The sequence below is a fragment of the Arachnia propionica genome (assembly GCF_900637725.1).
GTDB classification, from domain to species: domain Bacteria; phylum Actinomycetota; class Actinomycetes; order Propionibacteriales; family Propionibacteriaceae; genus Arachnia; species Arachnia propionica.
In genome coordinates this window covers 2,784,018-2,806,016 of the sequence record NZ_LR134406.1, presented here as the reverse complement: position 1 = coordinate 2,806,016, position 21,999 = coordinate 2,784,018, and the positions used below count along the sequence as shown (strand labels likewise).

Annotated in this window: 23 protein-coding genes and 1 pseudogene; 15 read left to right on the top strand and 9 right to left on the bottom strand. The window is 65.8% G+C overall.

Going from position 1 to position 21,999, the window contains the following annotated elements:
* Positions 1-26: 26 nt before the first annotated feature.
* Together EL272_RS12620 and EL272_RS12615 are read right to left on the bottom strand one after the other, a co-directional pair.
* Positions 27-1,061, bottom strand: a complete 1,035-nt coding sequence (locus tag EL272_RS12620; protein WP_061788154.1) for a DUF2330 domain-containing protein — start codon at positions 1,059-1,061, stop codon at positions 27-29.
* 75 nt (positions 1,062-1,136) lie between these two features.
* Positions 1,137-1,520 carry a winged helix-turn-helix transcriptional regulator gene (locus EL272_RS12615; protein WP_014847595.1) on the bottom strand — a complete coding sequence of 128 codons (384 nt, stop codon included), beginning with the start codon at positions 1,518-1,520 and terminating at the stop codon, positions 1,137-1,139.
* A gap of 121 nt (positions 1,521-1,641) precedes the next feature.
* On the opposite strand from EL272_RS12615, the gene EL272_RS12610 reads away from it, so the two are divergent.
* The gene (locus tag EL272_RS12610; protein WP_014847594.1) at positions 1,642-2,595 is read left to right on the top strand and encodes an NmrA/HSCARG family protein; all 954 of its coding nucleotides are present in this window, start codon (positions 1,642-1,644) and stop codon (positions 2,593-2,595) included.
* On the opposite strand, the gene EL272_RS12605 is transcribed toward EL272_RS12610, so the two are convergent.
* The gene (locus EL272_RS12605; RefSeq protein ID WP_061788153.1) at positions 2,582-3,811 is read right to left on the bottom strand and encodes an MFS transporter; all 1,230 of its coding nucleotides are present in this window, start codon (positions 3,809-3,811) and stop codon (positions 2,582-2,584) included. The genes EL272_RS12610 and EL272_RS12605 overlap by 14 nt on opposite strands.
* A 70-nt stretch (positions 3,812-3,881) precedes the next feature.
* On the opposite strand from EL272_RS12605, the gene EL272_RS12600 reads away from it, so the two are divergent.
* The 3 genes from EL272_RS12600 (at position 3,882) to EL272_RS12590 (ending at position 5,151) form a co-directional block, all read left to right on the top strand.
* On the top strand, positions 3,882-4,466 hold the full coding sequence (locus EL272_RS12600) for a TetR/AcrR family transcriptional regulator (protein ID WP_014847592.1): 585 nt from the start codon (positions 3,882-3,884) through the stop codon (positions 4,464-4,466).
* Positions 4,467-4,643: 177 nt separating this feature from the next.
* The gene (locus tag EL272_RS12595; RefSeq protein WP_014847591.1) at positions 4,644-4,895 is read left to right on the top strand and encodes a type II toxin-antitoxin system Phd/YefM family antitoxin; all 252 of its coding nucleotides are present in this window, start codon (positions 4,644-4,646) and stop codon (positions 4,893-4,895) included.
* Between the two features lies 1 nt (position 4,896).
* On the top strand, positions 4,897-5,151 hold the full coding sequence (locus EL272_RS12590; protein WP_061788152.1) for a Txe/YoeB family addiction module toxin: 255 nt from the start codon (positions 4,897-4,899) through the stop codon (positions 5,149-5,151).
* A gap of 58 nt (positions 5,152-5,209) precedes the next feature.
* On the opposite strand, the gene EL272_RS12585 is transcribed toward EL272_RS12590, so the two are convergent.
* Positions 5,210-5,491 carry a Fic family protein gene (locus tag EL272_RS12585; RefSeq protein WP_126409458.1) on the bottom strand — a complete coding sequence of 94 codons (282 nt, stop codon included), beginning with the start codon at positions 5,489-5,491 and terminating at the stop codon, positions 5,210-5,212.
* 396 nt (positions 5,492-5,887) lie between these two features.
* On the opposite strand from EL272_RS12585, the pseudogene EL272_RS16095 reads away from it, so the two are divergent.
* Positions 5,888-6,043: pseudogene (locus EL272_RS16095) on the top strand (hypothetical protein); the annotation flags it as partial.
* 12 nt (positions 6,044-6,055) lie between these two features.
* On the opposite strand, the gene EL272_RS12575 reads toward EL272_RS16095, so the two are convergent.
* Positions 6,056-6,880, bottom strand: a complete 825-nt coding sequence (locus EL272_RS12575; RefSeq protein ID WP_061788150.1) for a class I SAM-dependent methyltransferase — start codon at positions 6,878-6,880, stop codon at positions 6,056-6,058.
* A 68-nt stretch (positions 6,881-6,948) separates the two neighbouring features.
* Between EL272_RS12575 and EL272_RS12570 the strand changes: the two genes are divergently transcribed.
* From EL272_RS12570 to EL272_RS12530, 9 genes are all read left to right on the top strand, one after another.
* Positions 6,949-8,352 carry a DHA2 family efflux MFS transporter permease subunit gene (locus EL272_RS12570; protein ID WP_159424568.1) on the top strand — a complete coding sequence of 468 codons (1,404 nt, stop codon included), beginning with the start codon at positions 6,949-6,951 and terminating at the stop codon, positions 8,350-8,352.
* Positions 8,353-8,456: 104 nt separating this feature from the next.
* On the top strand, positions 8,457-8,930 hold the full coding sequence (locus EL272_RS12565) for a GNAT family N-acetyltransferase (RefSeq protein WP_014847587.1): 474 nt from the start codon (positions 8,457-8,459) through the stop codon (positions 8,928-8,930).
* A 1,172-nt stretch (positions 8,931-10,102) separates the two neighbouring features.
* Positions 10,103-10,663, top strand: coding sequence for a CAP domain-containing protein (locus EL272_RS12560; RefSeq protein ID WP_061788148.1), 561 nt, complete (start codon positions 10,103-10,105; stop codon positions 10,661-10,663).
* Positions 10,664-10,772: 109 nt separating this feature from the next.
* The gene (locus tag EL272_RS12555) at positions 10,773-11,168 is read left to right on the top strand and encodes a nuclear transport factor 2 family protein (protein ID WP_126409456.1); all 396 of its coding nucleotides are present in this window, start codon (positions 10,773-10,775) and stop codon (positions 11,166-11,168) included.
* A 90-nt stretch (positions 11,169-11,258) separates the two neighbouring features.
* Positions 11,259-11,735: a GNAT family N-acetyltransferase gene (locus EL272_RS12550; RefSeq protein WP_244926084.1), complete on the top strand. Its 477-nt coding sequence runs from the start codon at positions 11,259-11,261 to the stop codon at positions 11,733-11,735.
* A 43-nt stretch (positions 11,736-11,778) separates the two neighbouring features.
* The gene (locus tag EL272_RS12545) at positions 11,779-12,324 is read left to right on the top strand and encodes a GNAT family N-acetyltransferase (RefSeq protein ID WP_061788146.1); all 546 of its coding nucleotides are present in this window, start codon (positions 11,779-11,781) and stop codon (positions 12,322-12,324) included.
* 263 nt (positions 12,325-12,587) lie between these two features.
* A complete protein-coding gene (locus EL272_RS12540) occupies positions 12,588-14,105 on the top strand; it encodes an MFS transporter (protein WP_014847581.1) in 1,518 nt (505 codons plus the stop codon).
* Positions 14,102-14,668 (top strand): TetR/AcrR family transcriptional regulator, encoded by a 567-nt coding sequence (locus EL272_RS12535; protein ID WP_061788145.1) that lies wholly within the window; start codon positions 14,102-14,104, stop codon positions 14,666-14,668. Before EL272_RS12540 ends, EL272_RS12535 begins: the two co-directional genes overlap by 4 nt.
* Before the next feature lie 239 nt (positions 14,669-14,907).
* Positions 14,908-15,849: a CAP domain-containing protein gene (locus tag EL272_RS12530; protein ID WP_061788144.1), complete on the top strand. Its 942-nt coding sequence runs from the start codon at positions 14,908-14,910 to the stop codon at positions 15,847-15,849.
* Between the two features lie 11 nt (positions 15,850-15,860).
* Here EL272_RS12530 and EL272_RS12525 read toward each other — a convergent pair whose 3' ends face one another.
* The 4 genes from EL272_RS12525 to EL272_RS12510 form a co-directional block, all read right to left on the bottom strand.
* Positions 15,861-16,181, bottom strand: a complete 321-nt coding sequence (locus EL272_RS12525) for a putative quinol monooxygenase (RefSeq protein ID WP_014847578.1) — start codon at positions 16,179-16,181, stop codon at positions 15,861-15,863.
* A 257-nt stretch (positions 16,182-16,438) separates the two neighbouring features.
* Complete coding sequence (locus EL272_RS12520; RefSeq protein ID WP_041696708.1) at positions 16,439-16,645, bottom strand: hypothetical protein; 207 nt, start codon at positions 16,643-16,645, stop codon at positions 16,439-16,441.
* A 148-nt stretch (positions 16,646-16,793) separates the two neighbouring features.
* Positions 16,794-20,141: a bifunctional proline dehydrogenase/L-glutamate gamma-semialdehyde dehydrogenase gene (locus EL272_RS12515; protein WP_061788143.1), complete on the bottom strand. Its 3,348-nt coding sequence runs from the start codon at positions 20,139-20,141 to the stop codon at positions 16,794-16,796.
* A 214-nt stretch (positions 20,142-20,355) separates the two neighbouring features.
* On the bottom strand, positions 20,356-21,081 hold the full coding sequence (locus tag EL272_RS12510) for a transglutaminase-like domain-containing protein (protein WP_197720264.1): 726 nt from the start codon (positions 21,079-21,081) through the stop codon (positions 20,356-20,358).
* A 246-nt stretch (positions 21,082-21,327) separates the two neighbouring features.
* Between EL272_RS12510 and EL272_RS12505 the strand changes: the two genes are divergently transcribed.
* Positions 21,328-21,981 (top strand): hypothetical protein, encoded by a 654-nt coding sequence (locus tag EL272_RS12505; protein ID WP_061788142.1) that lies wholly within the window; start codon positions 21,328-21,330, stop codon positions 21,979-21,981.
* Positions 21,982-21,999 lie beyond the last annotated feature (18 nt).

The window sequence follows — 21,999 nt, the reverse complement described above, 5'->3', positions numbered from 1 at the left end:
GTGGTTTTCCATCGGTTAGGACAAGGTCACGAGCGGCCGTGAACGAGTTCTGCCATTCGTGTTCTGCGGTACCTGCGGATGATCAGCCATGCGAGGACCCCGACCAACAACAGTGCCGGGTAGGCCTTCCAGACGGGGATGTCGACGTCGTAGGTGGACACGTATTCCTCGTCGGAATCGGCCTGGGCGAAGCGGATGTCATCGGTGATCTCCGTCGGCATGAAGTTGCCCTCCACCGCAGTCAGGTAGCGTTCACCATCGCCGAGGCCCAGCTCATTCGCCGGGACCTTCCCGGCGAACTTGACGTTCAGGTCGTGTGAGTACGAGGTCGGTCCCTGCGCATCCATGCGGTGATCCGCCAGCACGAAGAGCTTCACCCCTTGGCGCGTCTGGGCATGCTGTGACAACTTGATGGGATAGATCGGCTCATCGGTGGGGAACTCCATGCGCAGCGAGTCCAGGCCGCTCGACAGCGCCGCCGAGTCACCGCCGGGCGTCAACCGGGTCGCGGTGATCTGCCAGCCGGCGTCGAGATACTCCTGAAAAGTTGTTTCCACCTCTTTTCGGGCCGGGAACCCGTTGGTCTCCAGCCACTCATTGACCGCGGCGGCGCTGGTGCCCTGCAGGGTGGTCACCTCGAACGGCCCCACCGTCTGGACATCGACGACCTGAACCCCGGGGGCCGCTCCCTCCTTGGGCCCACCAACCCCGGATTGTGGTCCTCCGTCCTTGGAGCCGGGCAGGAACTGTGGCACGTACCGGGGGCGAGGTTTGGTCAGTTCCTTGAGCCGGCCGAAGACGTCCTTGTCACCCAGGCTGACCTTTCCCCCAGGAGGCAGCGGCATGATCCAGGCCGCTGTGGAAGCCTCACCATCGAGGTGCATCACCATGTCAATGCGCTCCCGCCCGTCGTTCATCACCACGAACGCGGTCTCCGCATTGATGTTCGCCTCCGAGTCGGTCACCAGGGCCCCGCACGCGCACGCCTGCGCTGGGGTCGGCAACCAGGAGGTCGCGACGATGAACAGCAGACCCAGGCAGATGCGGAGAGCGTTCTTCACGAGGATCAGGGTATTAGGCGGTCGGTTCATCCCGGTCCGTAATCGGTGCGCAGGATGTGGCGGAGAGAACCGGGATCAGGGAAGTGGATGCGCCGGCCCGAAGCGTCCCCGCTCGCTCACCACCTGATTGCCCCACTGGGTCAGGGCGTTCAGCGCGGGCAGGAAGGTGCGCCCGAAATCGGTGAGCGAATACACCGTTTTCAGGGGCGGTTTGGTTCCGAAGACCTGCCGCGATACGAGGCCGTCCTGCTCCAACTGTTTGAGCTGGTTGCTCAGCACGGTTTCTGTGCTCGAAATGAGTGCACGACGCAATTCGCCGAAACGTTTCGGACCGTTCTTCAGATGGTAGATGATGATGGCTTTCCATTTGCCGCCCACCAGATCCATTGCGACACTGATCGGGCAGGGATACGTCTTTTCTCCCAGGCTCACGAAATCGCTGACGCATTCCAGTTTCACGCCGTGCTCCTGCCGTCGTCGAGGTGGTATTGGAAAGGATAGTTCTTGATCGCGGGGATCCGTGGTCCCACACTGAAATTCGTACACGACCCTACCGCTCATCACGCAAGGGAGAAACACCATGACCTCCACCGCACCACTCGTCGCCGTCGCGGGCGGCACCAGCAAACAGGGTCGCAGCGTCGTGAGGACGCTGCTGGCCGACGGGCGCTTCCGGGTGCGCGCGCTCACCCGAGATCCGTCGTCCCCGCAGGCGCGGGAACTCGCGCGGCTGGGCGCAGATGTCGCCGCGGCCCCGCTGGAGCCGGGGCATGACGACGAATGGTTCGCCGCTTTCACGGGCGCGCGGAACGCCTTCCTCGTGACCCCACCCACGCCTCCGGAGAACTCGTGCGAGTTCGAGCTGGGATGCCGACTGGCGGACGCGGCAGTGCGGGCGGGCGTCGAGCACATCGTCTTCAGCACCCTTGAAAACGTGGATGAAATCTCGGGCGGCAAGCTGTTCGCTCCGCACTTCACCGACAAGGCGCGGATCGCAGACCACATCCGCACACTGCCCGTCGCGCACACCTTCGTGATGCTGGCCTTCTTCTACACCAACCTGCTGGAATACTACGTGCCACGCATGGAAGACGACGTTCTCCTGCTGCCCATCTACCTGCCCGAGGATTTCCGTGCGCCCTTCGTGGATCCACTGACCGCGACAGGTCCGGCTGTCCTCGAAATCCTCACGCACCCCGAGCTCTACCAAGGAGAGACCCTCCCGCTGGTGGGGGACATCATCTCACCGCGGGAAATGGTGGAGACCTTCCAACGGGTCACCGGAATAAGAGCCGAGTATCGCAATGCATTCACGCGCGACGGACTGCTCCGCTGGTTTCCCGAATTCGCTTCGGACGAACTGCAGATGAAAGAGCTCCTGGGCATGGTGAACTACGCCGTGGACCACGGCTATTTCAGGCTGGGGCGCGACCTGGAATGGAGTCGTCGCATCACCCCGGAAGCCCTCACATGGGAACAGTTCCTGCGTGCGACCGGCTGGCAAGGGAAGCGCACGTCCTTCAACGCCTCGTAGGTGACGTCGGGCCGAAAAGGTCATCGCTTGGTGGCGCGGGGTGGTCGGCGACGCCGAGGCGTTTCACCGCGGCCGGGACCAAGACGGCGCCGGAGAAGATGATCACCGCACACGCGGCACAGGCCAGCAGCCAGCTTCCCGATTCGTAGAGGAAACCGGCGGCGAGGGAACCAATGGTCGCCCCGGCGAGACATGCCGCCTCGTAGAGACCCAACCCGCGACCGAGATGCGTGCTGCCCGCAGCCTCGGCGATCACGGACTGTTCCACCGGAATCACGCAGGACCAGGTGACCGCGGAGAGCACCCAGAGCGCCGCGATCCACGGGGGACTCGGCGCAAAGGCGAGGCCGACGGCGAACAGCGCGCTCGCCACGGAACCGAGCATCAGCATCCTGCGGCGGCCGAACCGCACGACCAAGCGGTGTAGATGGGGCGGGAGGAAACTCATCGCGACGGCTCCGGGCAGGAACACGTAGGCGACCTGCACCGCCCCTAGATGGAATCTGCGCTGCAGGTGCAGGATCAGCAGCAGGCTGATCGTCGTTTCCGCGGTCATCGTGACCACCACGGCCGCGAGCATCGGTCGCAGTCTGGCGCCGAGTCCCCGAAGTGACGTGCCCGACAGTTCCGCGCCTGCGAGCGCGTCGTCTGGCACGTCGCGTCGCGGCAGGCTGAGAAATTCCAGGGCGGCCGCGAGGCAGCAGGCGGCGACGCCGGTGAACATCCATTGGTATCCGGCGGCGGACAGCAGAATGATTGCGGGCACCATGATCACCCAGCCCCCGGTTTCTTCCGCGGCCACCAGCTTCGCGAACACGCCCGAGTCCTCGGGCAGGCGCTCGCCGATGATCGCCCGGATCGCCACCCACAAGAAGGCCTCGGCCACCCCGGTCACGGTCGCGGCGATCAGCGCCAGCGGCAGGCCCGTCGCCAGGGCGTAGAGCCCGCACCCGACAGCGAACACCCCTGCACCTGCGCCGGCGATGACACCACGATCCGCGCGGTCCACGACCACGCCGGCGAACGGGCGAATCATGAACGTCGCCAGCGCGTTCGCCGCGACCAGCATTCCGGTCTGCCACGGGGGCAGGCCGAGCACCGCGCCGGCGAACAGGGGAAGAACGAACTGGATGGCCTGATCCACGCCGCTGGCGAGTATCGCGCCGTTCAGTGTCTGGCGTTCCCGCGGCGGTGCCGGGGTGTCGGAAGAAGACATCGACCCTCCAAGTTGTTAATACGATCGTGCTAGTAAAAGTTATGGTAACACGAATGCGCTACCATGGAGGATGCCCAAGCTCATTGATCACGACCGTCGCCGAGAGGAGATCGCCGAGGCGACCTGGCGGGTGATCCACGCCCAGGGCATCAGCGGGGTCTCCATCCGCACCGTCGCGGCGGAGGCCGGGATCTCCACCGGCTCGCTCAGGCATGTCTTTCCCAGCAAGGCCGATCTGCTCGTGCATGCCATGGAGCTGGTGGGGCGGCGCGCGCAGGGGCGGATCGAGGAACATCTGTACGAACCGGATCCGCGTGCGCTAGTCCTCGCCGTCATCAAGGAACTTCTGCCCCTCGACGCCGAACGGCGGGCCGAGATGGAGGTCAACGTTGCGCTCATAGCCGAGGCCCCCGGTGATGAGCGCGTCAAGGAGGTCCTGGATGTGGCCCACGCAACGGTCCGGGACGCCTGCCGCCACATGATCGCCCACCTTCACCGGGCCGGGCTCACCGCTCCGGACCTCGACGTCGAAGGGGCGACAACGCTCCTGCACGGGCTGGTGGACGGGCTCGCCATCCACATGCTCGTCAACCCGGATCCCGCCTTCGAGCGACAGGCCCTGAGCATGATCGAAACCACCATCAACGGACTGTGACCGACCCGGTTGCGCAGCACTCAACGCCGATTCTGCTCTTCCAGGGGTGATATGCGGCGTTGAGTGCTGCGCAACCGTGATTCCTCCTCCAGGGCCTTGTGGGCGTGCAGGGAAAACGGCAACGAAGCGCAATGACTGGTACCGTTTATCCGTACCACTTTCAGGGGAGGGGTGGCCGTGTCCATCAGCGCCAGCGAGGCCCGCAGGACGTTGTTCCCGCTCATCGAGCAGGTCAACGACGATCGCACTGCCGTCGAGATCGTTTCCCGCAAGGGGAACGCCGTTCTCATGTCCGCCGATGAATACGCCGCGTGGCAGGAGACGGCCTACCTGTTCCGTTCCCCCGCCAATGCCCGAAGGCTGCTCGACGCCTACGAGAGGGCCCGGGAAGGACGGAGCGAGGAACACGATCTCATCCGGGAGGACTGAGGTGCGCCTGGCGTGGGATCCCTCGGCCTGGGAGGATTACACGTACTGGCAGGCCGCGGATAGCCGGATTCTCAAGCGGATCAACGCGCTCATCGACACCTGCCTCCGCGATCCCTCCGGTGGGATCGGGAAACCCGAACAACTCAGGTATGGGGCACCCGGGGCTTGGTCGCGTCGCATCACGGAGGAGCACCGGCTCGTGTATCTCGTCGACGGCGACGACCTGGTGATCCTCCAGGCCCGGTACCACTACTGAGTCCAGCATCTCGAGATCGGAGCGACCTCAGTTGCGTGGGCCGCTCAGGCGAGGCCGCCTAATCCGGTAGGGGAGTTGTGAACAGTTCGTTCAGCAGCTTCTGATTGATGTAGACGACGTTTCGGCCGATCTTCTCCTTGGCGATCAGGCCGGTGGTGGCCAGCTCATTCAGCCATTTGGACGCCGTCTGCCGCTGGGCCAGTCCCGCTTCCACCACGTTCGCTATTCGAAGATAGGGCTGCGTGAAGAGCAGACGGGTCAGTTCCCCGGCGGGGAGTTTCGGCCGGATCCGGCGGATGTCGTGCTCCACGGTGCCTCGTAGGCTATCCGTCGCCTCCACGAGAGCCAGGGTCCAGCGGGCCGGGGGATGGCCTCGAACTTATAACGGGGCAGCGTCATGACCGCGAGTGGATCCATACCGTGGTCGCCGTGCAGGAACTTCTCCCAGGCGCTCAGGTGATCCAGAATGATCTCGCGCCCCTCGGAGGGACGTGTCGAAATTTTGGTGATTTTTCGACACGTTTCACGGACGTGTCGATGATGTGTACACGTTCCCTCCCGGCTCCGGGGTCTTCATTATCCAGTGGCAGGGCTCTCGATGCGCCTCTTGCGGGCGAGTTGACATCATGTTTGATATCACTTGAGGAAGGTGGTTGCGATGGCACCCATCGTTGTCCGGGGCCTGGATGATTCGGTGAAGCGGTAGCTCGCCGAGCAGGCCGAGCGACATGGACGTTCCATGGAGGCCGAGGCCCGCGACATCCTGACCAAGGGTGTGACCCGTACCAACAATCGGCTTGGCCCTCATACAGGCCGCGCAGGAGGTCGGGGGAGTGGACGACCTGCCCATTCCCTGAACGTGATGACGTGGCGCGGGCGGGGCAGGCCCTGACCTGATGCCGGATCAGGCGCGGAGCAGGACTTCGCCATGGACGACGACGAACCAGCCGTCGTCGTTGGCGCCCCACTGCCGCCAGGCCTCAGCCATCGTCTCCAGGTCGCTTGTCGTGGCCAGGCCGAGTTCTACCGCCCGCGGGCCGAACGAGGTCAGGCACCGCTCCGCCCAGGTGCCTGACCACCATTCACGGTCCTGCTCGGTGGCGAAACACCAGGCCGACGCCGACGTCGTCACCTCCCGGAAACCCGCGTCCCGCGACCACGCCAGCAGCCTGCTGCCCGCGTCGGGTTCCCCGCCGTTGGCCCGGGCCGTTGCCATGTAGACCTCCAGCCACGAATCCATGCCCGCGGGCTGGGGAAACCACGCATCCGCCGAGTACACGGCGTCGCGCGCAGCGACGATCCCCCCGGGACGGACCACCCGACGCATTTCGGCGAGCGCAGCCACGGGATCGTCCAGATGCTGGAGCAGCTGGTGGGCGTGGATGACATCAAAGGTGTCGTCGTCGAAGGGCAGCGCGAACACGTCGCCTTCCATCAACTCCACCCGGTCTCGAAGGCCCCGTTCTGCCAGGAGGGCCCGGGCGATGTCGAGCACGGCGGGCGAGGCGTCGAGCCCCACGACCCTTCCGGGCGCGACGAGCTCGGCCAGGTCGGCGGTGACGGATGCGGGTCCGCAACCGACGTCGAGCAGGTCCATGCCCTGTCGCAGGTGGGGGAGCAGGTATCCCGCCGAGTCCTGGGCGGTGCGACGGGAGTGGCTGGTCAAGACCGCCGCACCGTGGCCGTGGGTGTATCGATGAGTGGTCCTTGGGGTTTGCTCGGAGGTCATGGGCCAGTATTGGACCGGCGGGATTCACGCTGCAGCCGTGTCCGGGATGAGAGATGAGGATCAACAACGTGTCAGGGTTTGAACGACGTCTCGATGCACGCCTCGTCGTCTCCATCGTCGCGGTGGGCATCATGTCGTTCGCCGGGGTGGTCGTGGAGACCGCGATGAACGTCGCCTTCCCGGCACTCATGGGCGAGTTCGGGGTGAACACCGCGACCGTGCAGTGGGTCACGACCGGGTATCTGCTGGTGCTCTCCGCGATCATGCCGATCTCCTCGTTCCTGAACCGCAGGTACCGCGCCCGGACGCTCTTCCTCGCGGCCATGCTCACCTTCCTGGCCGGGACGATCATGAGCGCGGCCGCCCCGCACTTCGCGCTCCTGATTGGCGGACGCATCCTGCAGGGCATCGGGACGGGCATCGCGCTGCCGCTGATGTTCAACATCGTGCTGCAACAGGTTCCCCACGAACGGATGGGAACCATGATGGGTCTCGCCACGCTCATCACCGCCATCGCCCCGGCCGTGGGGCCCTCGCTCGGTGGTTTCCTCATCGGCGCGCTCGGGTGGCGTTCGATCTTCCTGGTGCTCGTTCCCTTCCTGGTCATCGCCCTGGTGCTCGGGACCCTGACGATCCGCCAGGCCCAGGAGATCGGGCGGGTCTCCTTCGCCCCCGTCCAGTTCCTGCTCATGGCGGCCGGGTTCGTCGCCCTCATCTTCGCCACCAACGCCGCCTCCACCAGCGCATGGACCAGCCCGGAGGTGCTCGGGCTGTTCGTCCTGTCCGTGGCGCTCATTGCCGGTTTCGTCTGGCTCTCCCGGCGCTCCGACGATCCCCTGCTGCGCGTGCGGATCTTCACCGACCGCACCTACGCGTTGAGCATCGTCTACGTGGTGCTCATCCAGGCCATCGTGCTGGCGCTGGGATACCTGATCCCGTACTTCGCCCAGGTCGGCAAGTCGATGGACTCCTTCGCCGCGGGCTGTCTACTGCTGCCCGGGTGCATCATCGGCGCGCTCCTCACCCCGTTCGGCGGCGGGATCCTGGACCGCTTCGGTCCCATGCGGCCCATCCTCACCGGTGCCGCCATCGGGGTGGTGACCCTCGTGCTCTTCGCCGTCCTCGGTGTTCACGGCTCAGGCGTTCGGCTGGCGTTGATCTACGCGCTCTTCCCGATCTGCCAGGGGTTGTCCGTCTCGAACTCCATGACCAACGGCCTGCGTTCCCTTCCCGATGACCTCCAGGCCGACGGCAACGCCGCGTTCAATACCATCCAGCAGCTCGGCGGGGCCATCGGAACCGCGGTGGCGACCGCCGTCGTCAACGCGGCCGAGGCGGCCGATCCGGTGGCGGGCACGACGACGGGCACCCAGATCTCGTTCAACGTCCTGCTGGGTGCCGGCGTGGTGGCGTTCGTCGCGGCGCTGGGCGTGTTCATCCGGCCGGGAAGACCCGCCGGTGATCCGGCCTGACGGGGCAGGGGCGATTCGTTTCCGGGAAGGCAATGGTCGGTGGCATGTTGGAAACACCCGTAGGGTTTACGTACCGAGCTGTCGTCGAGTGCGAGGAGGCTGTCATGACCGGTGAGACCGTGATCGCGGTGCCCGCCCCCGATGTCAGGGTGGAGCTGCCGGGAGGTTTCGTGGTGGACACGGACCGCGGTCGGCTCGATCTGGGACGCGTACACCGCTGGTTGTCGACGGATGCGTACTGGGCGCTGGGACGGTCCCGCGATTTCGTGGAGCAGGCCGCGGCGGCATCGGTGAACTTCGGCGTGTACGGGCCAGACGGCGCGCAGGTTGGGTACGCGCGGGTGGTAACCGATGGTGTTGCCTTCGGGTGGCTCTGCGACGTCTACGTCGCGCGCGAGGTGCGTGGGCGTGGGCTCGGGGTCGCACTGTCCCGGACCGTGGCGGAAACGTTCCGGCAACTCCGGCTAAAGCGGCTCATGCTCATTACCCCCGATGCACACGATCTTTACGCCGAGGTGGGGTTCGTGCCCTTCCCGGACCCGGAGAAGCTGATGGTGCTGGGACCCGCCGGCCATTGAACGAGGGCCGATCCGATGCCCCGGGGTCAAGGACGTGGGCGATGGAGGAGATGGCGGCTATTGCTTGGCCATTGCTGGTTTGAATGGGGTGGCGGGGGAGGTTGTTGCTGAAGAAGTTTGGTAACCGCGGTGATTGTTTGTTTACAATTTGACGGATGACTCCCCCGCCGAGACAAGAGTAATGCATATCCTGACGAAATGACAACACTTATCGAAAGTTAATTGCAATATGGCAGGGAATGCTTGCAATAGTTTATTCGCGGGGGTGTGGGGCGGGAAGGGTTTGTCGATTCGTGGCCTTGGTGTCATTTGGATATAAAGCCGGCTGAGGGCGGGTTGTGCGGATTTGTTTGAAAGCGGCAGGAGAATTCGTCGGATGTCCGAGGTGCTTCTCCGTCCGGGGCGCGGGTCGGGTCATGGTCGGCCGATGGGTGGACGTCCGCGATACGCCAGGACGAGCTCCGGAGGCGACGAGCAGCGCCGGTCAATTAATCGATAAAGCGATAAAATAATCAAAAGATGAGTGCCCTTCCCGGGCTCGGCTGTGCCTACCGTGAGTGTCGCGGGGTAGGTGGCGTTGCCGCACTCCTGGCGTACTGGTCCTCCTGTGATCCGCTGGTCTTCCTGTGATCCGCTGGTCTTCCTGCCGTCTGCTTGCCTTTCCAGCGGGAACGCCAGTCTTGTGGTCAAATGCTTGCGCTGTAGCGCAGGCGGACGACTGTAAGGCTGGTGTACCGGCGGGGTGGAATTGGTGTCCCGCGGAGTGTCCCTCTCGGTCTCGCGATAGTGCTGTGGGGTAAGCGTGGTTGATGCTCAACTAGGTGGCTGGAGTGCCGCATCGACGACGCGCTGATGCGGGGAAACTGCGGGTCTCGCAAAATCCGTAAATGCATTTATCTGCTGATTTTTCTCGCTAGGGCGGTTCCCGTCCAGGATGCGTGACAGTTCTCTTTGTTGTGTCGTCTTCGACGACACGCCCGGGGGCTCGGGTGATGGAGTGGAATCCCCGGGCGGCTGGTTGAACGGGCAAACATACTAGTCAAACGGTAAATAACTACTGAGGGGGTGCCGATCCTGTCCGGTTCTCCTCCTCCGGGTGGGCTGACGGGACCCGTGGTCCTGTGCTGGAGTGGCTCGCAGTCCATTTTCCCTAACCAAGAGAGGACTGCTTCATGAAGATGACGCGTTTGTTCGCGGGTGCCCTGCTTGCCGTCGTGCCGCTCGTCGCGGCTCCGGTCGCCCAGGCCTCCGCCGGATCGGATGCGCCTGTCCAGACGGCCGCGCAGGGTGCTCCTGCGACCGTCGCGCAAAGCAGTGCCGCGTACTCCCGCACCATCCTGGCCAAGGTCAACGAGCTGCGCGCGAGCCTGGGTCTCAAGCCCGTGACCCGCTACGCCCAGCTGGACTCGATCGCCCAGGACTGGTCCGATCAGATGGCGTCGAGGAACTCGATGTCGCATCGGCCGCAGTTCGCCAGCGGCTATCCGAGCGGCTGGAACTCGGCCTCGGAGAACGTCGCCATGCGCGGTGGCAGCGCCCTCAGCGGCGACATCGGTGCCCAGCTCTTCGAGCAGTGGCGGAACTCGCCGGGGCACTACGCCAACATGGTCTCCCCCGACGCGAACGCGCTGGGAATCGGCCTGGCCTACAACTCGGCCACCAAGTCCTGGTATGCCACCCAGAACTTCGCCGGCTACCAGAACCCGACCGGGTCGGGACTTGTCGCCTCCTGACCACTGGTCAGCGTCCGCGACGTCGGGGCGGTCCGGATCGGCTCAGCCGGTCATCGGGCCGCCCCCGATGCTTTGAGCAATGGTTGACTGGTTCTTAAAGGGGTGAGCGATGAGTGATTTCCGAAGGAAACTGGCGGAGTTCTTCGACGCGGAGAACCGGCGGGACTGGGACAACTACCGGGAGTTCCTGCACCCACAGGTCGAATGGGTCCTGGAGGAAGACGTCATCAAAGGGCGTGAGCGCTACTGTGAGACCATCGTCGCTGCATATGCGCAGTCGGCCTCCCGGTTCAGGATGCACCAGATGCTTGAATTCGAGGACGGCAGACGCATCGCCACGCTGCTCGTGGACACGGATGGCAGGCGCTCACTGGACATCTTCGAGTTCGAGGATGGTCTGATCCGCCGGGAATGGGAGTACCTGCTGGGGTGTGGCGCCGACTGGAACGGCAGATCCCTGAGCTACGGCAGGGGACAGGAAGACGCCGGCGAAATACCGCTTTGACAAGGGGTTTGGCAGCTGGTCGCGGTGCCCGCAGGTGCCCCTGTGATACAGATGAACGCCCTTATTGATACAAGAAGTACAGCCCCTGCGGTGCAGATCGTGCAGACGGTGGGTGTGGGGAAGAATGGGCGCGTGATGTGTAACGACGAGGTGAGCTACGACGCCGACCGGCTCCCGTCCCGCGACGAGACGCGGACGCTCTACGACTCCGTGGGATGGGCCGCCTACACCGACGACCTGGATGCGCTGATCCGCGGGCTGGAGAACTCGGCGGTCGTGGTCACCGCGCGGTCGGGAGGGGAACTGATCGGCCTGGCGCGCATCGTCTCCGACCGGGCCACCATCGCCTACCTGCAGGACGTTCTCGTCCACCCCTCCTTCCGGCGTCGCGGAATCGCGACGGCGCTCGTCAACCGGGCCTTCGCCCCCTTCGGCCGGGTGCGCCAGCACGTGCTCCTGACCGACGCGGAACCGGGACAGCGGGCGTTCTACGAGTCGATCGGTTTCACCGAGATCCGCGACCTCCCCGGGCAGGGGTGCAGGTCGTTCGTACGTTTCAATCCGTGACGCACCGAACCCGGCGGGCGGGCTCCCGCTAGCCTGTGCTCCCATGAGCGAATCCCGGGTGCGTGCCGCGCAGCAATCGGACGTGGAGGCGCTCGCCGCGTTGGCCGCGGAAACCTTCCCGATGGCCTGCCCGCCCGAGATCACAGACAAGGACATCGCGGTCTTCGTCGAGACGAACCTCAGCCCCGAGCGGTTCCGCGCCCATCTTGATGCGCCACTGCACGCCGTCCTCGTGCACGAGACCGACGAAGGCCTCGACGGCTACCTGCTCATGATGGCCGGCGACGACTTCCTGCCGGATCCCTCCTTCGGGGTCACGCACCTGCCGGCCGCCTACCTGTCCAAGTGCTACGTGCGCCTCGGCAGCCACGGCGGCGCTGTTTCCGGGGCCCTGCTGGACGAGGCCAAGCGCATCGCCGCCGACGACCTCCACGTCGCATCCATCTGGCTCAACACCAGCCAGGACAACATCCGTGCCCGCCGGTTCTACGAGAAACACGGCTTCGTGAGGGTTGGTGTGAAGACCATGCCGGTGGGCGACCATGTCTGCGACGACTACGTGTACGAACACGTCCTCGCGACCTCCTGATGCGCCGGGGAAGCGCCCGGGGTGGCGGAGCCGGAGGATGCTGCCAGGTGGATGGCGCGCCGGGCGCGGGGTGTTGCGCGCGTGACAACGCGGACGTGCGGTGCCCGTCCCGGACCCCGGTGACGCGGATGCGATTCCCGCTCGACAATCGTGCCAGGCAACCGTTCGGGGGATCCCGCCGGGCCTCCGGGAAGGGGCGACACGTCCCGCTGCGTGATTGCCCGCCGATCGGAGCCGGCAAAACTGGTGGTAGTTTCTAACATATGCGAGTAACTAACATCAAGAGTGGGTGGTACGGACTCGTCGCCCTGTCGTTGGGCATGGTCCTGCTGTTCATGAACACGACGATGATCAACGTCGCACTGCCCGCATTGTCGTCGGGGCTCGGGGCGAGCGGCGGGGAACTGGAGTGGATCGTGTCCTCCTACAACCTCGCATCCTTGTCCGTGCTGCTGCTGGGCGGCGCGCTGGGGGACCGGTTCGGGCACCGTCGTCTCCTGCTCGGAGGGATCATCGCGTTCATCGCCGGAGCGGTCCTGGCCGCGGTGGCGAAGACGGTGATCGTGCTGCTTGTCGCCCGTGTGGTCATGGGGCTCGCCGCATCGGTTTTCACCCCCATGTCGCTGGCGCTCATTCCCCGGCTCTTCCCGCCCGGGAGACGTGCCGTGGCTACGGCGATCTGGACGGCTGCCGGTGCAGTGGGTGCGCCATTCGGTCCCCTCGTTGGTGGGCCCATGATCGACCGCTGGGGATGGCGCGCCGTGTTCTGGCTCGACATCGTGGTCGCGGTTCTGGTCCTGGGCCTGTGCCTGGTCTTCGTCCCCGGCGGCCGGGCGAGGGGCGGGGAACGCCCGCTGCCCCTGGCGCAGATCGTGGTTTCCGCATCGGGTTTCTCCCTGCTCACCTGGGGACTGATCAACGCCGAACGCACCTGGGTGGCTCCGACCACCTGGGGTCCGCTCGTGCTGGGGGCGGTTCTGCTGGTGGTTTTCGTGCTTCTCGAAACCCGGTCCAGGAATAGGCTCACCGACCTGGGGCTGCTGGCGGAGCGCCGTTTCCGGATCTCGGTGCTGGTCCTCATGCTCATCAGCTGCGTGCTCTTCGGGATCCTGTTCGTAGCGCCCAGCTACCTCCAGACCGTCCTCGGCAACAACGCCACAACAGGGGGGATGATGCTCATGCCGGTGGCGCTGACGGCGGTGATCGGTGCCGTCGTCGCAGGATGGCTGGCCCGGTTCGAGGCGCTTCGGGAACTTATCCTGCCGATCGCGTTGGTGCTCGTGGCGGCCGGACTGTGGTTGTGCGCGACCAGCACGACAAGCAGCGGGTACGCACCGATGTTCTGGGGGTTGCTGACGGCCGGACTGGGTCTCGGCGTCGGTCAGTCGCGAGGCATCACGTCGGGCATGAGCACCGTCCCGGACGAACGCGGCGGGGCCGGCGCTGCCCTGCTCAACGGCATCCGTCAGCTCGGTGCCGTCCTGGGGGTCGCGTTGTTCGGGTCGCTGACCGGGAACTGCTATGCCGCAGGGGTGGCGGGAATCGCCGGGAAAATGCCCGGTGCCGACGGGGCGGCGATCGCCCAGTCCATCGCCGCGGCCTTCGCGGTGGCCGACGGGCTGCCCTCGGCGCAGGCCGCATCCGTCCGGGCAGCCGCATCCGGCGCCTACGTCGCTGCCGTGCAGACGGTGTTCGGGGCCAGCGCACTGGTGGCGGCTGTTGCAGCCGCCGTCCTCGCCACATCCGCCGCGGTGCGCGGTTTCGTACAATCGCGGCCATGAGCAGCGACCGCCGAACGCGCAAGAAACTTGCCACGCGCAAGAAGATCCGGCACGCCGCCCTTGACCTGTTCACCGCGAACGGGTTCGACAACGTCACCGTCGAACAGATAGCCGACGCAGCCGACGTCTCACCCATGACCTTCTACCGGCATTTCGGAACCAAGGAAGCCGTCATCGTCGACGTCATCCTGACCGGGAGCATCGGGCAGGCGATTCACCGCGAGGCCACCTCGGTGCCGGTGGCGGGAACACCGGAGGAAGTCGTCGGCATGGTCGATTCCATCCTGGACGATTCCGCCGACTGGATCGACGATTTCGCGCGCCGGATGAAACTGGTGCACGACAATCCCCGGCTCCAGGACCTGCTGTGGCAACAGACCACAGTGTGGACCGCGGCATTGGAAACCCTCCTGGCCGGCGACGGGTTGGGGGCTCGCGCCCGTGCGCGCGCCATCGTCGGTGTCGGCGTCGAGGCTTGCCTGGCCTGGCCGGACCGGGAAGGCTTCCCCTCGGCCTCGGCGCTGCGCCAATGCCTGCGGGAGGCGGCGGAAGTCCTGGGCTGAACGCGCGGAAATCCCCCGCAGGTCGTGTCATCCTTTCGGTCAGATGTGCATCTTGGATGCTCAATGTGCTCATACCCTGAGATTTTCTTGGGAACCCCCGGGTGGGGTGAGTGGGTTTTGAAGCCCATGAACTGGGGGTTTGACCCCTTGGGATGTCCGAAAGTTGCGCGTCAGAACCTGAAAAAACATTAAGGAACTGCTTGGATGGTTGGTGCCTTCCCGATCCGAGAGGACTACCGATGAAGATGGTTCGCCTGCTCCTGGTGGCGTTGCTGGCTGCTGCGGTTTCACTCATCGTCCCGACGGCCCACGCCGAGACGGGGCAACAACGGCCCGCTGTTCTTCCTGCGGACGTCAGCGAAAAGGGAACGGAGCACACCCGGACCATCCTGAACAAGGTCAACAACCTGCGGGCCAGCCTGGGGTTGAAACCGGTCACCCGGATCGCCGAGCTGGATGCGGTGGCGCAGGACTGGTCCGAGCAGATGGCTGCCCGGAAAACGATGGAGCACCGCCCGAACTTCGCCAACCACTACCCGCAGGGATGGCGGGGCGCGTCGGAGAACATCGCCATGCGCAGCGACGGCGGCGACATCGGGGCGCAGTTGTTCGACCAGTGGCTGAACTCCCCGCCGCATTACGCCAACATGACCGACCCCAACGCGGACTCCCTGGGGATCGGCATCGCCTACGAATCGGGCAGCGGGAACTGGTACGCCACCCAGAACTTCGGAAGCTACGGCGACCCCATCGGCAGGGGACTGACCGAGAGCGGCCGCGGGAAACGGTCCGGTTCGTCGGAAACCGGGAAGAACACCAGGAGCGCCACGCCCACCGCAACGAAATCCGAAAGCTCGGGCAAGAAGAAGACGTCCCGGAGCGGCGAACGGAAACAGAGCGAGAAAACCGAGTCCGCCACCCCGACGCAGACAACCGAAACCCCCGATGCCACCGAAACCCCATCGGAAACGGTGACTCCCACACCCACGCCAACGCAGGTCGCGAGCACCCCGGAGGCGACGCCGACCCCCAGCACCCCGCCGAGCAGCGCGGCCCCCGTGGCTGCGACGACATCGGACGGTCCCGTCTCGCCGATCATCTTGATGGGGGCCGGGGCCATCGTGATGGTCGGTGGGGCTGCCGCGACGGCGATCGTCCGCCGGGTCCGTCTCCGCGGGTAACGCGCCCGGGATCAGTCGATCCTGAGTTCTCCCATGGCGTCCCAGTCGTCACCGTCGACGGTGCGAGAGATGATCTTGGGGGTGGCGGTCAGGAAGGGACGCATGGTTTCGAGTCCGGCCCTGAAGTGGTCGGAGGTGACGTGGGCCTCGGCGGCGTCGTCATTGAAGGCCTCGACGAGAACGAACTCGTTCGGGTCCTCCACGCCGCGGGACCACTCGAACCACTTGTTGCCCGGCTCGGCGCGGGTGGCGGAGGTGAACGGCCCCACCGCCTCGATGAACTCATCGGCCAGCTCGGGTTTCACGGGAAACTTCACGACAATCAGGATCATGCCGTCAACTCTATGTCCTGCCCTAAGAGACGGGGTCCGGGGCTTGTGGTCGGGTTTGTTGTTCGGCTGTCGGGGGTTTCGACTCGGGTCGCTCGTTTCTCGCGCCCCGGCTCAACCGGCTTGGAGGTGGTGAAGTTGGTTGAGCCGACCTGCGAGCGTCAGCGAGCAGGGCGTGTCGAAACCATGGTGAGAATGGTCGAGCGGGCTGTTCGATGCTCATACCGTCAGGCAAGTGATGTAAACGATGCCTGTTGGTGTCAGGCATCGGTTTTCTCCCGTGCGAGGCGGCGTTCTTTTTTCCGCTTGGAGTATCGCCAGCTGTAGATCACGCATCCAGTGACGATGATGTAGAGGAGTGTTAGTTCTACCACTCCTATGTTGGCTCCTCCGAGGGAAATAAAGGAAGCGAGCAGGGGCGGAAGGAGAAGGCAGATCAGAAACGAGAGTATCAGCCGAACAATCATGCGCATCCTTGTTGCCTTCCCAGCTGTTGGCCCCCGGGGTGTCGTCAATCACCGTACCCGCCCCGCCGGGGCGCTCACGTGACAGGGGTCTCCCGGAATTCACCGGGAGACCCCTGAGGTCAGTTTGCCGACGGATCGGTGCGGATCGTCAGATGCGCAGGCCGTCGGTCAGTGGCGTCGGGTGTCCGAAGCGGTGGTTCGTCACGGACACCGCCTGCTCGTGCACGTAGGGCAGCAGCGCCAGGCGACCCGGGTAGAGGGTCGGACCGGCGTGGACGCTGACGTCGATGGATCCGCCCACCGCGGTTAGCAGGTCCCGCTCGCCCAGGTGTCGCACCCGGCCCCGGACGCCCCGGTTGAACCGGGCATCGTCCTTCACCTCGACCGCCAGACCGAGACCGGTCAGCACCTCCGACAGCTCCTCCGACGGGGCTTCGCGGAACGAGAAGGTCGCTGCGGAACCGGTGATCAGGGCCGCCGAGGCCTCCCGCAGCACACGCACTGGGTCGTCGACCTCCACCCGTACCGTCACCGGCGTGGGACGGTACCGGAACGCGTTGATCTCCGCCTTCAGGGCCGACGGGTCGTGCGAGACCCCGAACAGGGTCCGCCAGGCCGCCTGGTCCGAGGTGGCCGCGACGTTGAGCTGTTCGAGTTGCTGCTCGTCGAGCACCCGGGCGGCGGCCCGGAAGAGATGCACGAGTTTCGGGTCGGTGAGGGCTCCGGCGGGACCGAGATCCTTCGGTTCCCAGGAACCGAAACCCACCACGTAGTTCGGGCCACCGGCCTTGCCGCCGGTGCCGACCGCGGAACGTTTCCACCCGCCGAAGGGCTGGCGCCGCACGATGGCCCCGGTGATCCCGCGGTTCACGTACAGGTTTCCGGCCTTCACGCGGTCCAGCCAGAACTGGATCTCCTCGGCGTCGAGGGAGTGCAGACCGGCCGTCAGGCCGTACTCGGTGCCGTTCTGCCACTCCACGGCTTGCGTCAGGTCGCGGGCCGCCATCAACCCGAGCACCGGCCCGAAGTACTCCACTTGGTGGAAGGCGCTGCCCGGCCGCACCCCGGTCCGGATGCCCGGACGCCACAGCCGGTCGTCGATGCGCTGCGGTTTCAGCAGCCACGTCTGCCCGTGTTCCAGCTCGGTGAGGCCGCGCCTCAGTTTCTCTCCGGGCACCTCGGTGAGCGGACCCATCTGGGCCGCCGGATCTTCCGGCCACGCCACCGTCAACGACGACGCGGCGTCGATGATCTGGTCCAGGAGCCTCCGCGACCTGGCCACCGATCCGACCAGGATGCCCAGCGACGCGGCCGAACACTTCTGTCCCGCGTGCCCGAACGCGGATGTCACCAGATCGGCGGCGGCCAGATCCAGGTCGGCCGACGGGGTGATGATCAGGGCGTTCTTGCCGGAGGTCTCGGCCAGCAACGGCAGGTTGGGCCGCCAGGAACGGAACATCTCCGTGGTCTCCGCCGACCCGGTCAGCACGACCAGTTCGACGCGTTCGTCACGCACCAGTTTCTCGCCGAGCGCACGATCACCCATGACGACGTACTGCACCAGGTCGCGCGGCAGCCCAGCCCGCCAGCACGCCTCGGCAAGCAGCGCCGCGCAGCGACGCGACGGGGAAGCGGGTTTAAGCAGCACCGCCGACCCCGCGGCCAGCGCGGAGGCGACCCCGCCCAGCGGAATTGCGATCGGGAAGTTCCACGGCGGAATGACCGCGGTGACCTTCGGTGGACGGTGGGTGGCGCCGTCGACCTCCTCCCCTGCGAGGGAGGCGTAGTAGTGGGCGAAGTCGCAGGCCTCGGAAACCTCGATGTCCGCCTGGTCGATGAGCTTGCCCACCTCATCGGCGGCGACGGTGACCAGCTCGGTGCGCATCGCCTCCAGCTCAACCCCCAGCCGGTGCAGCGCGGCGGCGCGTTCCTTGGCCGGGGTCGCGGCCCAGCGCTTCCCCGCGGCGACGGCGGTCTCCAGCACCTCGTCGAGAGCTTTGGCGGTTTTCAGGGTGCCCTTCGTCACGGTGCCGCTGCCGAGGTCGGGTGCGGGCAGCGACTCGCGGATGGAATCTGCCCACCGCTGGTTGCTGAGCAGCGCGGGGTCGGTGTCGGAGGCGTTGGTGAACACGGACGTCGGTTCGCTGCGTTCCTGGACCGCCCAGGCGGCCGGGGTGGGGGAGCCGACCAGTGCGACGGCGTCGCGGTAGCGTCCTTCCTCCTTGTCGAGGAAGGCGATGTCGCGGCCGAGGGAGGCCGCCCCGGACATGAAGTTCTCCGGTGCGGCGTTTTCCTCCAGGCGCCGCACCAGGTAGGTGATCGCGGAGTCGAACTCGCTGCGCGGCACCACGGGAACGTAGAGCCGCAGCGAACCCATTTCGTCGAGGATCACCCGCTGCAACGGCACCGCCATGCCCGCCAGCATCTCGATGTCGAAACCCGACGTGATGCCGCGGGCCTTCGCCAACTCGACGGCGGTGGCGAGGCTGTAGATGTTGTGGCTGGCCGAACCGACGTGGAGGGTCTTGATGGATTCGGGGGTCAGGAGCCGGTCGAGGGCGCTGAGGTAGCTGGCGTCGGTCTCGACCTTCGACGGCAGGATCGGGTTCGGCCAGCCGCGCAGCTCCGCCTGGGTGCGTTCCATCGCCAGGTTGGCGCCCTTGACCAGGCGCACCCGCAGCGGAATGCCACCCGCTTCGCAGCGGCGCCGCGCCAGTTTCTGGATGTGCTCGATCATCAGCGGCGACTCGCGCAGGTAGGCCTGGACCGCCAGGCCCATCCTCAGCTTCGGCAGTTTCATGGCGAACCGCTCGAACACCTCAAGGGTGAGGTGGAGGTCGCGGTACTCCTCCATGTCGAGGTTGACGAGTTTGCCAGACCTGTTCGCCGCATCCATCAGCGGTCCGAGCCGAACCACGGCCTCCTCCACCGTCGCGTCGTGGGCCCACGGCGAGTGGGGACCCATCACCGAGGACACCTTGATGGAGACGTAATCGACGTCGGGCCGGTTGAGAAGCTCGATGGTGCGGTTGAGCCTGGAGGAGGCGTGCTCGTCGCCCAGCACGGCCTCACCCAGAAGGTTGATGTTCAGGCTCGCGCCGCTCTTGCGCAACCTGGCCAACGCTGGCCCGAGGTCGCTGCCGATGTCGACCACGAGGTCGCCCAGCAACAGGGAAAAGGCGCGCCGCACCGCGGGCAGCATTGCCCGGGGTGCGGGGGCGACGCCGAGACCGAGGCCGGCACGCAGGTAGGAGGGTAGGAAGGGAACGGGCTGCCGGGCCAGGCGCCCCAGGTTCTTGGCCGCCACCGCCGGGTCCTCGGGGCGCAGGACACCGTCGACGAACTCAAGGGTGAAACGAAGCCCGTCCGGGTGGTCGAGGGCACTGGCCAGCAGCTTTGCCGCCCGGGGCTCCGGGTGGGCGAGGGAGCGCTGCGCCCATCGTCGCGCGGTGCGCACAGCTTTGTCTGTCAATGCTTGGTTGGTCACGTTGCTCACAGGGCCATCTTGCCCGAAGATTTTTCCATCCGGACCTGGGCGGCGGTTTTTGGGGCGCCTTCCCAGCGGCATGGTCACGAACGCCCCCGGCCCGGGGAATGGACCAGTGCTGGGCACATATCGCCACGGATCGCGGCGGAACGATCCCAGGGCTCCGGGGGAAGGAACCTTGGGGGATCGGGTCCAGCGGCTTGAACAACCAGTCCCGAGGCCGTCACAGCCTCGCGCCCGTGTTCCGCACGTGCGCTACCCGGCGGTTCATCCGGTGCCGGATCACGTGCTTGTACAGAAGGCCCCGGAAACCGGAGAGGTTTTCGCCGTGAACCTGGTAGAACGAATCAGGGTCGTCGAAAATCCCGAGATCACGGGCGATCCCGGTTTTCTGGATGGCGGTTTCCATGCCGCACCACACCACCGGTGGGTCGGCGATGTCCTCGGTTCCGGCGCCATAACCCAGGACCTCTCCCTCGGAACGTACCGAACGGCGCAGCCCCCGAAGATAGCCGGAATCCAGGATCACGCCCTCCAACCCGACCCAGCGATCCTCGAAACGGGCCTCCGCCCAGCTGTGCAGGATCTCCCCGGGCGCGAGGACGTACGACAGGCCGGTCACGACTCCTTTCTGCAATTCCTTGCGGATCGTCGCCCCGTGGAAACGGCACTCGATCCCGGTGGCGCGCAGCAGGGCCATCAGGAGCGTGGCCTTCGTGTTGCACTGTCCGTGGCCATCATCCAGTACCCGCGACGCGGGCAGCAGGTCGGACGCGTTGTAGCCGAACGGGATCTCGTTCCTGACGAAGTCGTACACTGCACCGATCCGGGCCCTCGGTTCCAACACGACCCAGCCCCTTCGCTCCACGAGCTCCCGCAACCGGGGATGATCCAGGTCGAGCATCGGAGTGGGGCCGAGGTGGGTCATGTGGTCTTTCCTAGCACGCATGCCCGGAGAGGCTCCTTGGAAGTCCGGCTCCCGAGCGGACGTGGCGTCCTGCGGAACCTGCCATCGCACCTTTTCAAGCGGTCCGTGCAAGGGCGCGGCGAGGTTTCTGGAGCTGCCGGGATCTCGAGCGGGGCAGGGGCTTTCCCGGACCGAGGTCTTCCCGGGATCTCCTCGTCGAGGGGTCTTCGTGACAGAGTGGGGGATGTCCGCTGCCCGTCAGGGCACCGAGAGCCAGAAGGAGACACCATGTCCGTGCCCGTTCGTCGTTGCTTCCGTCTGCTGCCCGCGTTGGTGCTTGTCACGGGGCTGCTCGCCGGTTGCTGGGGTTCTTCCGGGACGGATCAGAACGCGACCTCCGACTCCGGTGCGCCGAGCACCCAGGACTCGGCGGGCATCGAGCTGCCCTCGACCCGTCCATCCGCGGGGACGGAAGCTTCACCGTCCGCGGCACAGTCGTCGGCACCGGTGCCTGGAGCCTATCTGGGGGCGGGCGGGCCACGACCCGCGAATGCCACCCCGATCACCGCCGTCTACTCGGGGTACGCGGTGATCGTCACCCCGTCGAAGAACATCAGCTGCGAGTTCTCGGACACGAGTGCGGGCTGCGGGGTCATGAACTACACGGACAGCAAGCCCTACGGCTCCGATGAACTCGGCCCCAAATGGTGGGTGAGGATGAAGAGTTCCGCGTCCGCGGACCAGGCGGAACCCGAGATGGTTTCGAGAAGCCAGCCTCCCCTGTCCCAGAATCCGGGAACCCCCGGCCAGCAGGTGGAATACGGAACCGTCGTCTACCACGGGGACTACGTGTGTGCCTCCGAGGACGCGGGCCTGACCTGCTGGAACACCACCACTGGTCACGGTGCGTTCATGAACCGCGACGCTACGGCGACGTTCTAGTCCCCGGACAGGTGGCCA

Bases quoted from the DNA above. Each gene is read 5' to 3' on its own strand.
- EL272_RS12610 (WP_014847594.1), top strand. From the start codon at position 1,642: ATGACCTCCACCGCACCACTCGTCGCCGTCGCGGGCGGCACCAGCAAA.
- EL272_RS12605 (WP_061788153.1), bottom strand. From the start codon at position 3,811: ATGTCTTCTTCCGACACCCCGGCACCGCCGCGGGAACGCCAGACACTG.
- EL272_RS12600 (WP_014847592.1), top strand. From the start codon at position 3,882: ATGCCCAAGCTCATTGATCACGACCGTCGCCGAGAGGAGATCGCCGAG.
- EL272_RS12575 (WP_061788150.1), bottom strand. From the start codon at position 6,880: ATGACCTCCGAGCAAACCCCAAGGACCACTCATCGATACACCCACGGC.
- EL272_RS12565 (WP_014847587.1), top strand. From the start codon at position 8,457: ATGACCGGTGAGACCGTGATCGCGGTGCCCGCCCCCGATGTCAGGGTG.
- EL272_RS12560 (WP_061788148.1), top strand. From the start codon at position 10,103: ATGAAGATGACGCGTTTGTTCGCGGGTGCCCTGCTTGCCGTCGTGCCG.
- EL272_RS12555 (WP_126409456.1), top strand. From the start codon at position 10,773: ATGAGTGATTTCCGAAGGAAACTGGCGGAGTTCTTCGACGCGGAGAAC.
- EL272_RS12545 (WP_061788146.1), top strand. From the start codon at position 11,779: ATGAGCGAATCCCGGGTGCGTGCCGCGCAGCAATCGGACGTGGAGGCG.
- EL272_RS12540 (WP_014847581.1), top strand. From the start codon at position 12,588: ATGCGAGTAACTAACATCAAGAGTGGGTGGTACGGACTCGTCGCCCTG.
- EL272_RS12535 (WP_061788145.1), top strand. From the start codon at position 14,102: ATGAGCAGCGACCGCCGAACGCGCAAGAAACTTGCCACGCGCAAGAAG.
- EL272_RS12530 (WP_061788144.1), top strand. From the start codon at position 14,908: ATGAAGATGGTTCGCCTGCTCCTGGTGGCGTTGCTGGCTGCTGCGGTT.
- EL272_RS12525 (WP_014847578.1), bottom strand. From the start codon at position 16,181: ATGATCCTGATTGTCGTGAAGTTTCCCGTGAAACCCGAGCTGGCCGAT.
- EL272_RS12520 (WP_041696708.1), bottom strand. From the start codon at position 16,645: ATGATTGTTCGGCTGATACTCTCGTTTCTGATCTGCCTTCTCCTTCCG.
- EL272_RS12510 (WP_197720264.1), bottom strand. From the start codon at position 21,081: ATGCGTGCTAGGAAAGACCACATGACCCACCTCGGCCCCACTCCGATG.
- EL272_RS12505 (WP_061788142.1), top strand. From the start codon at position 21,328: ATGTCCGTGCCCGTTCGTCGTTGCTTCCGTCTGCTGCCCGCGTTGGTG.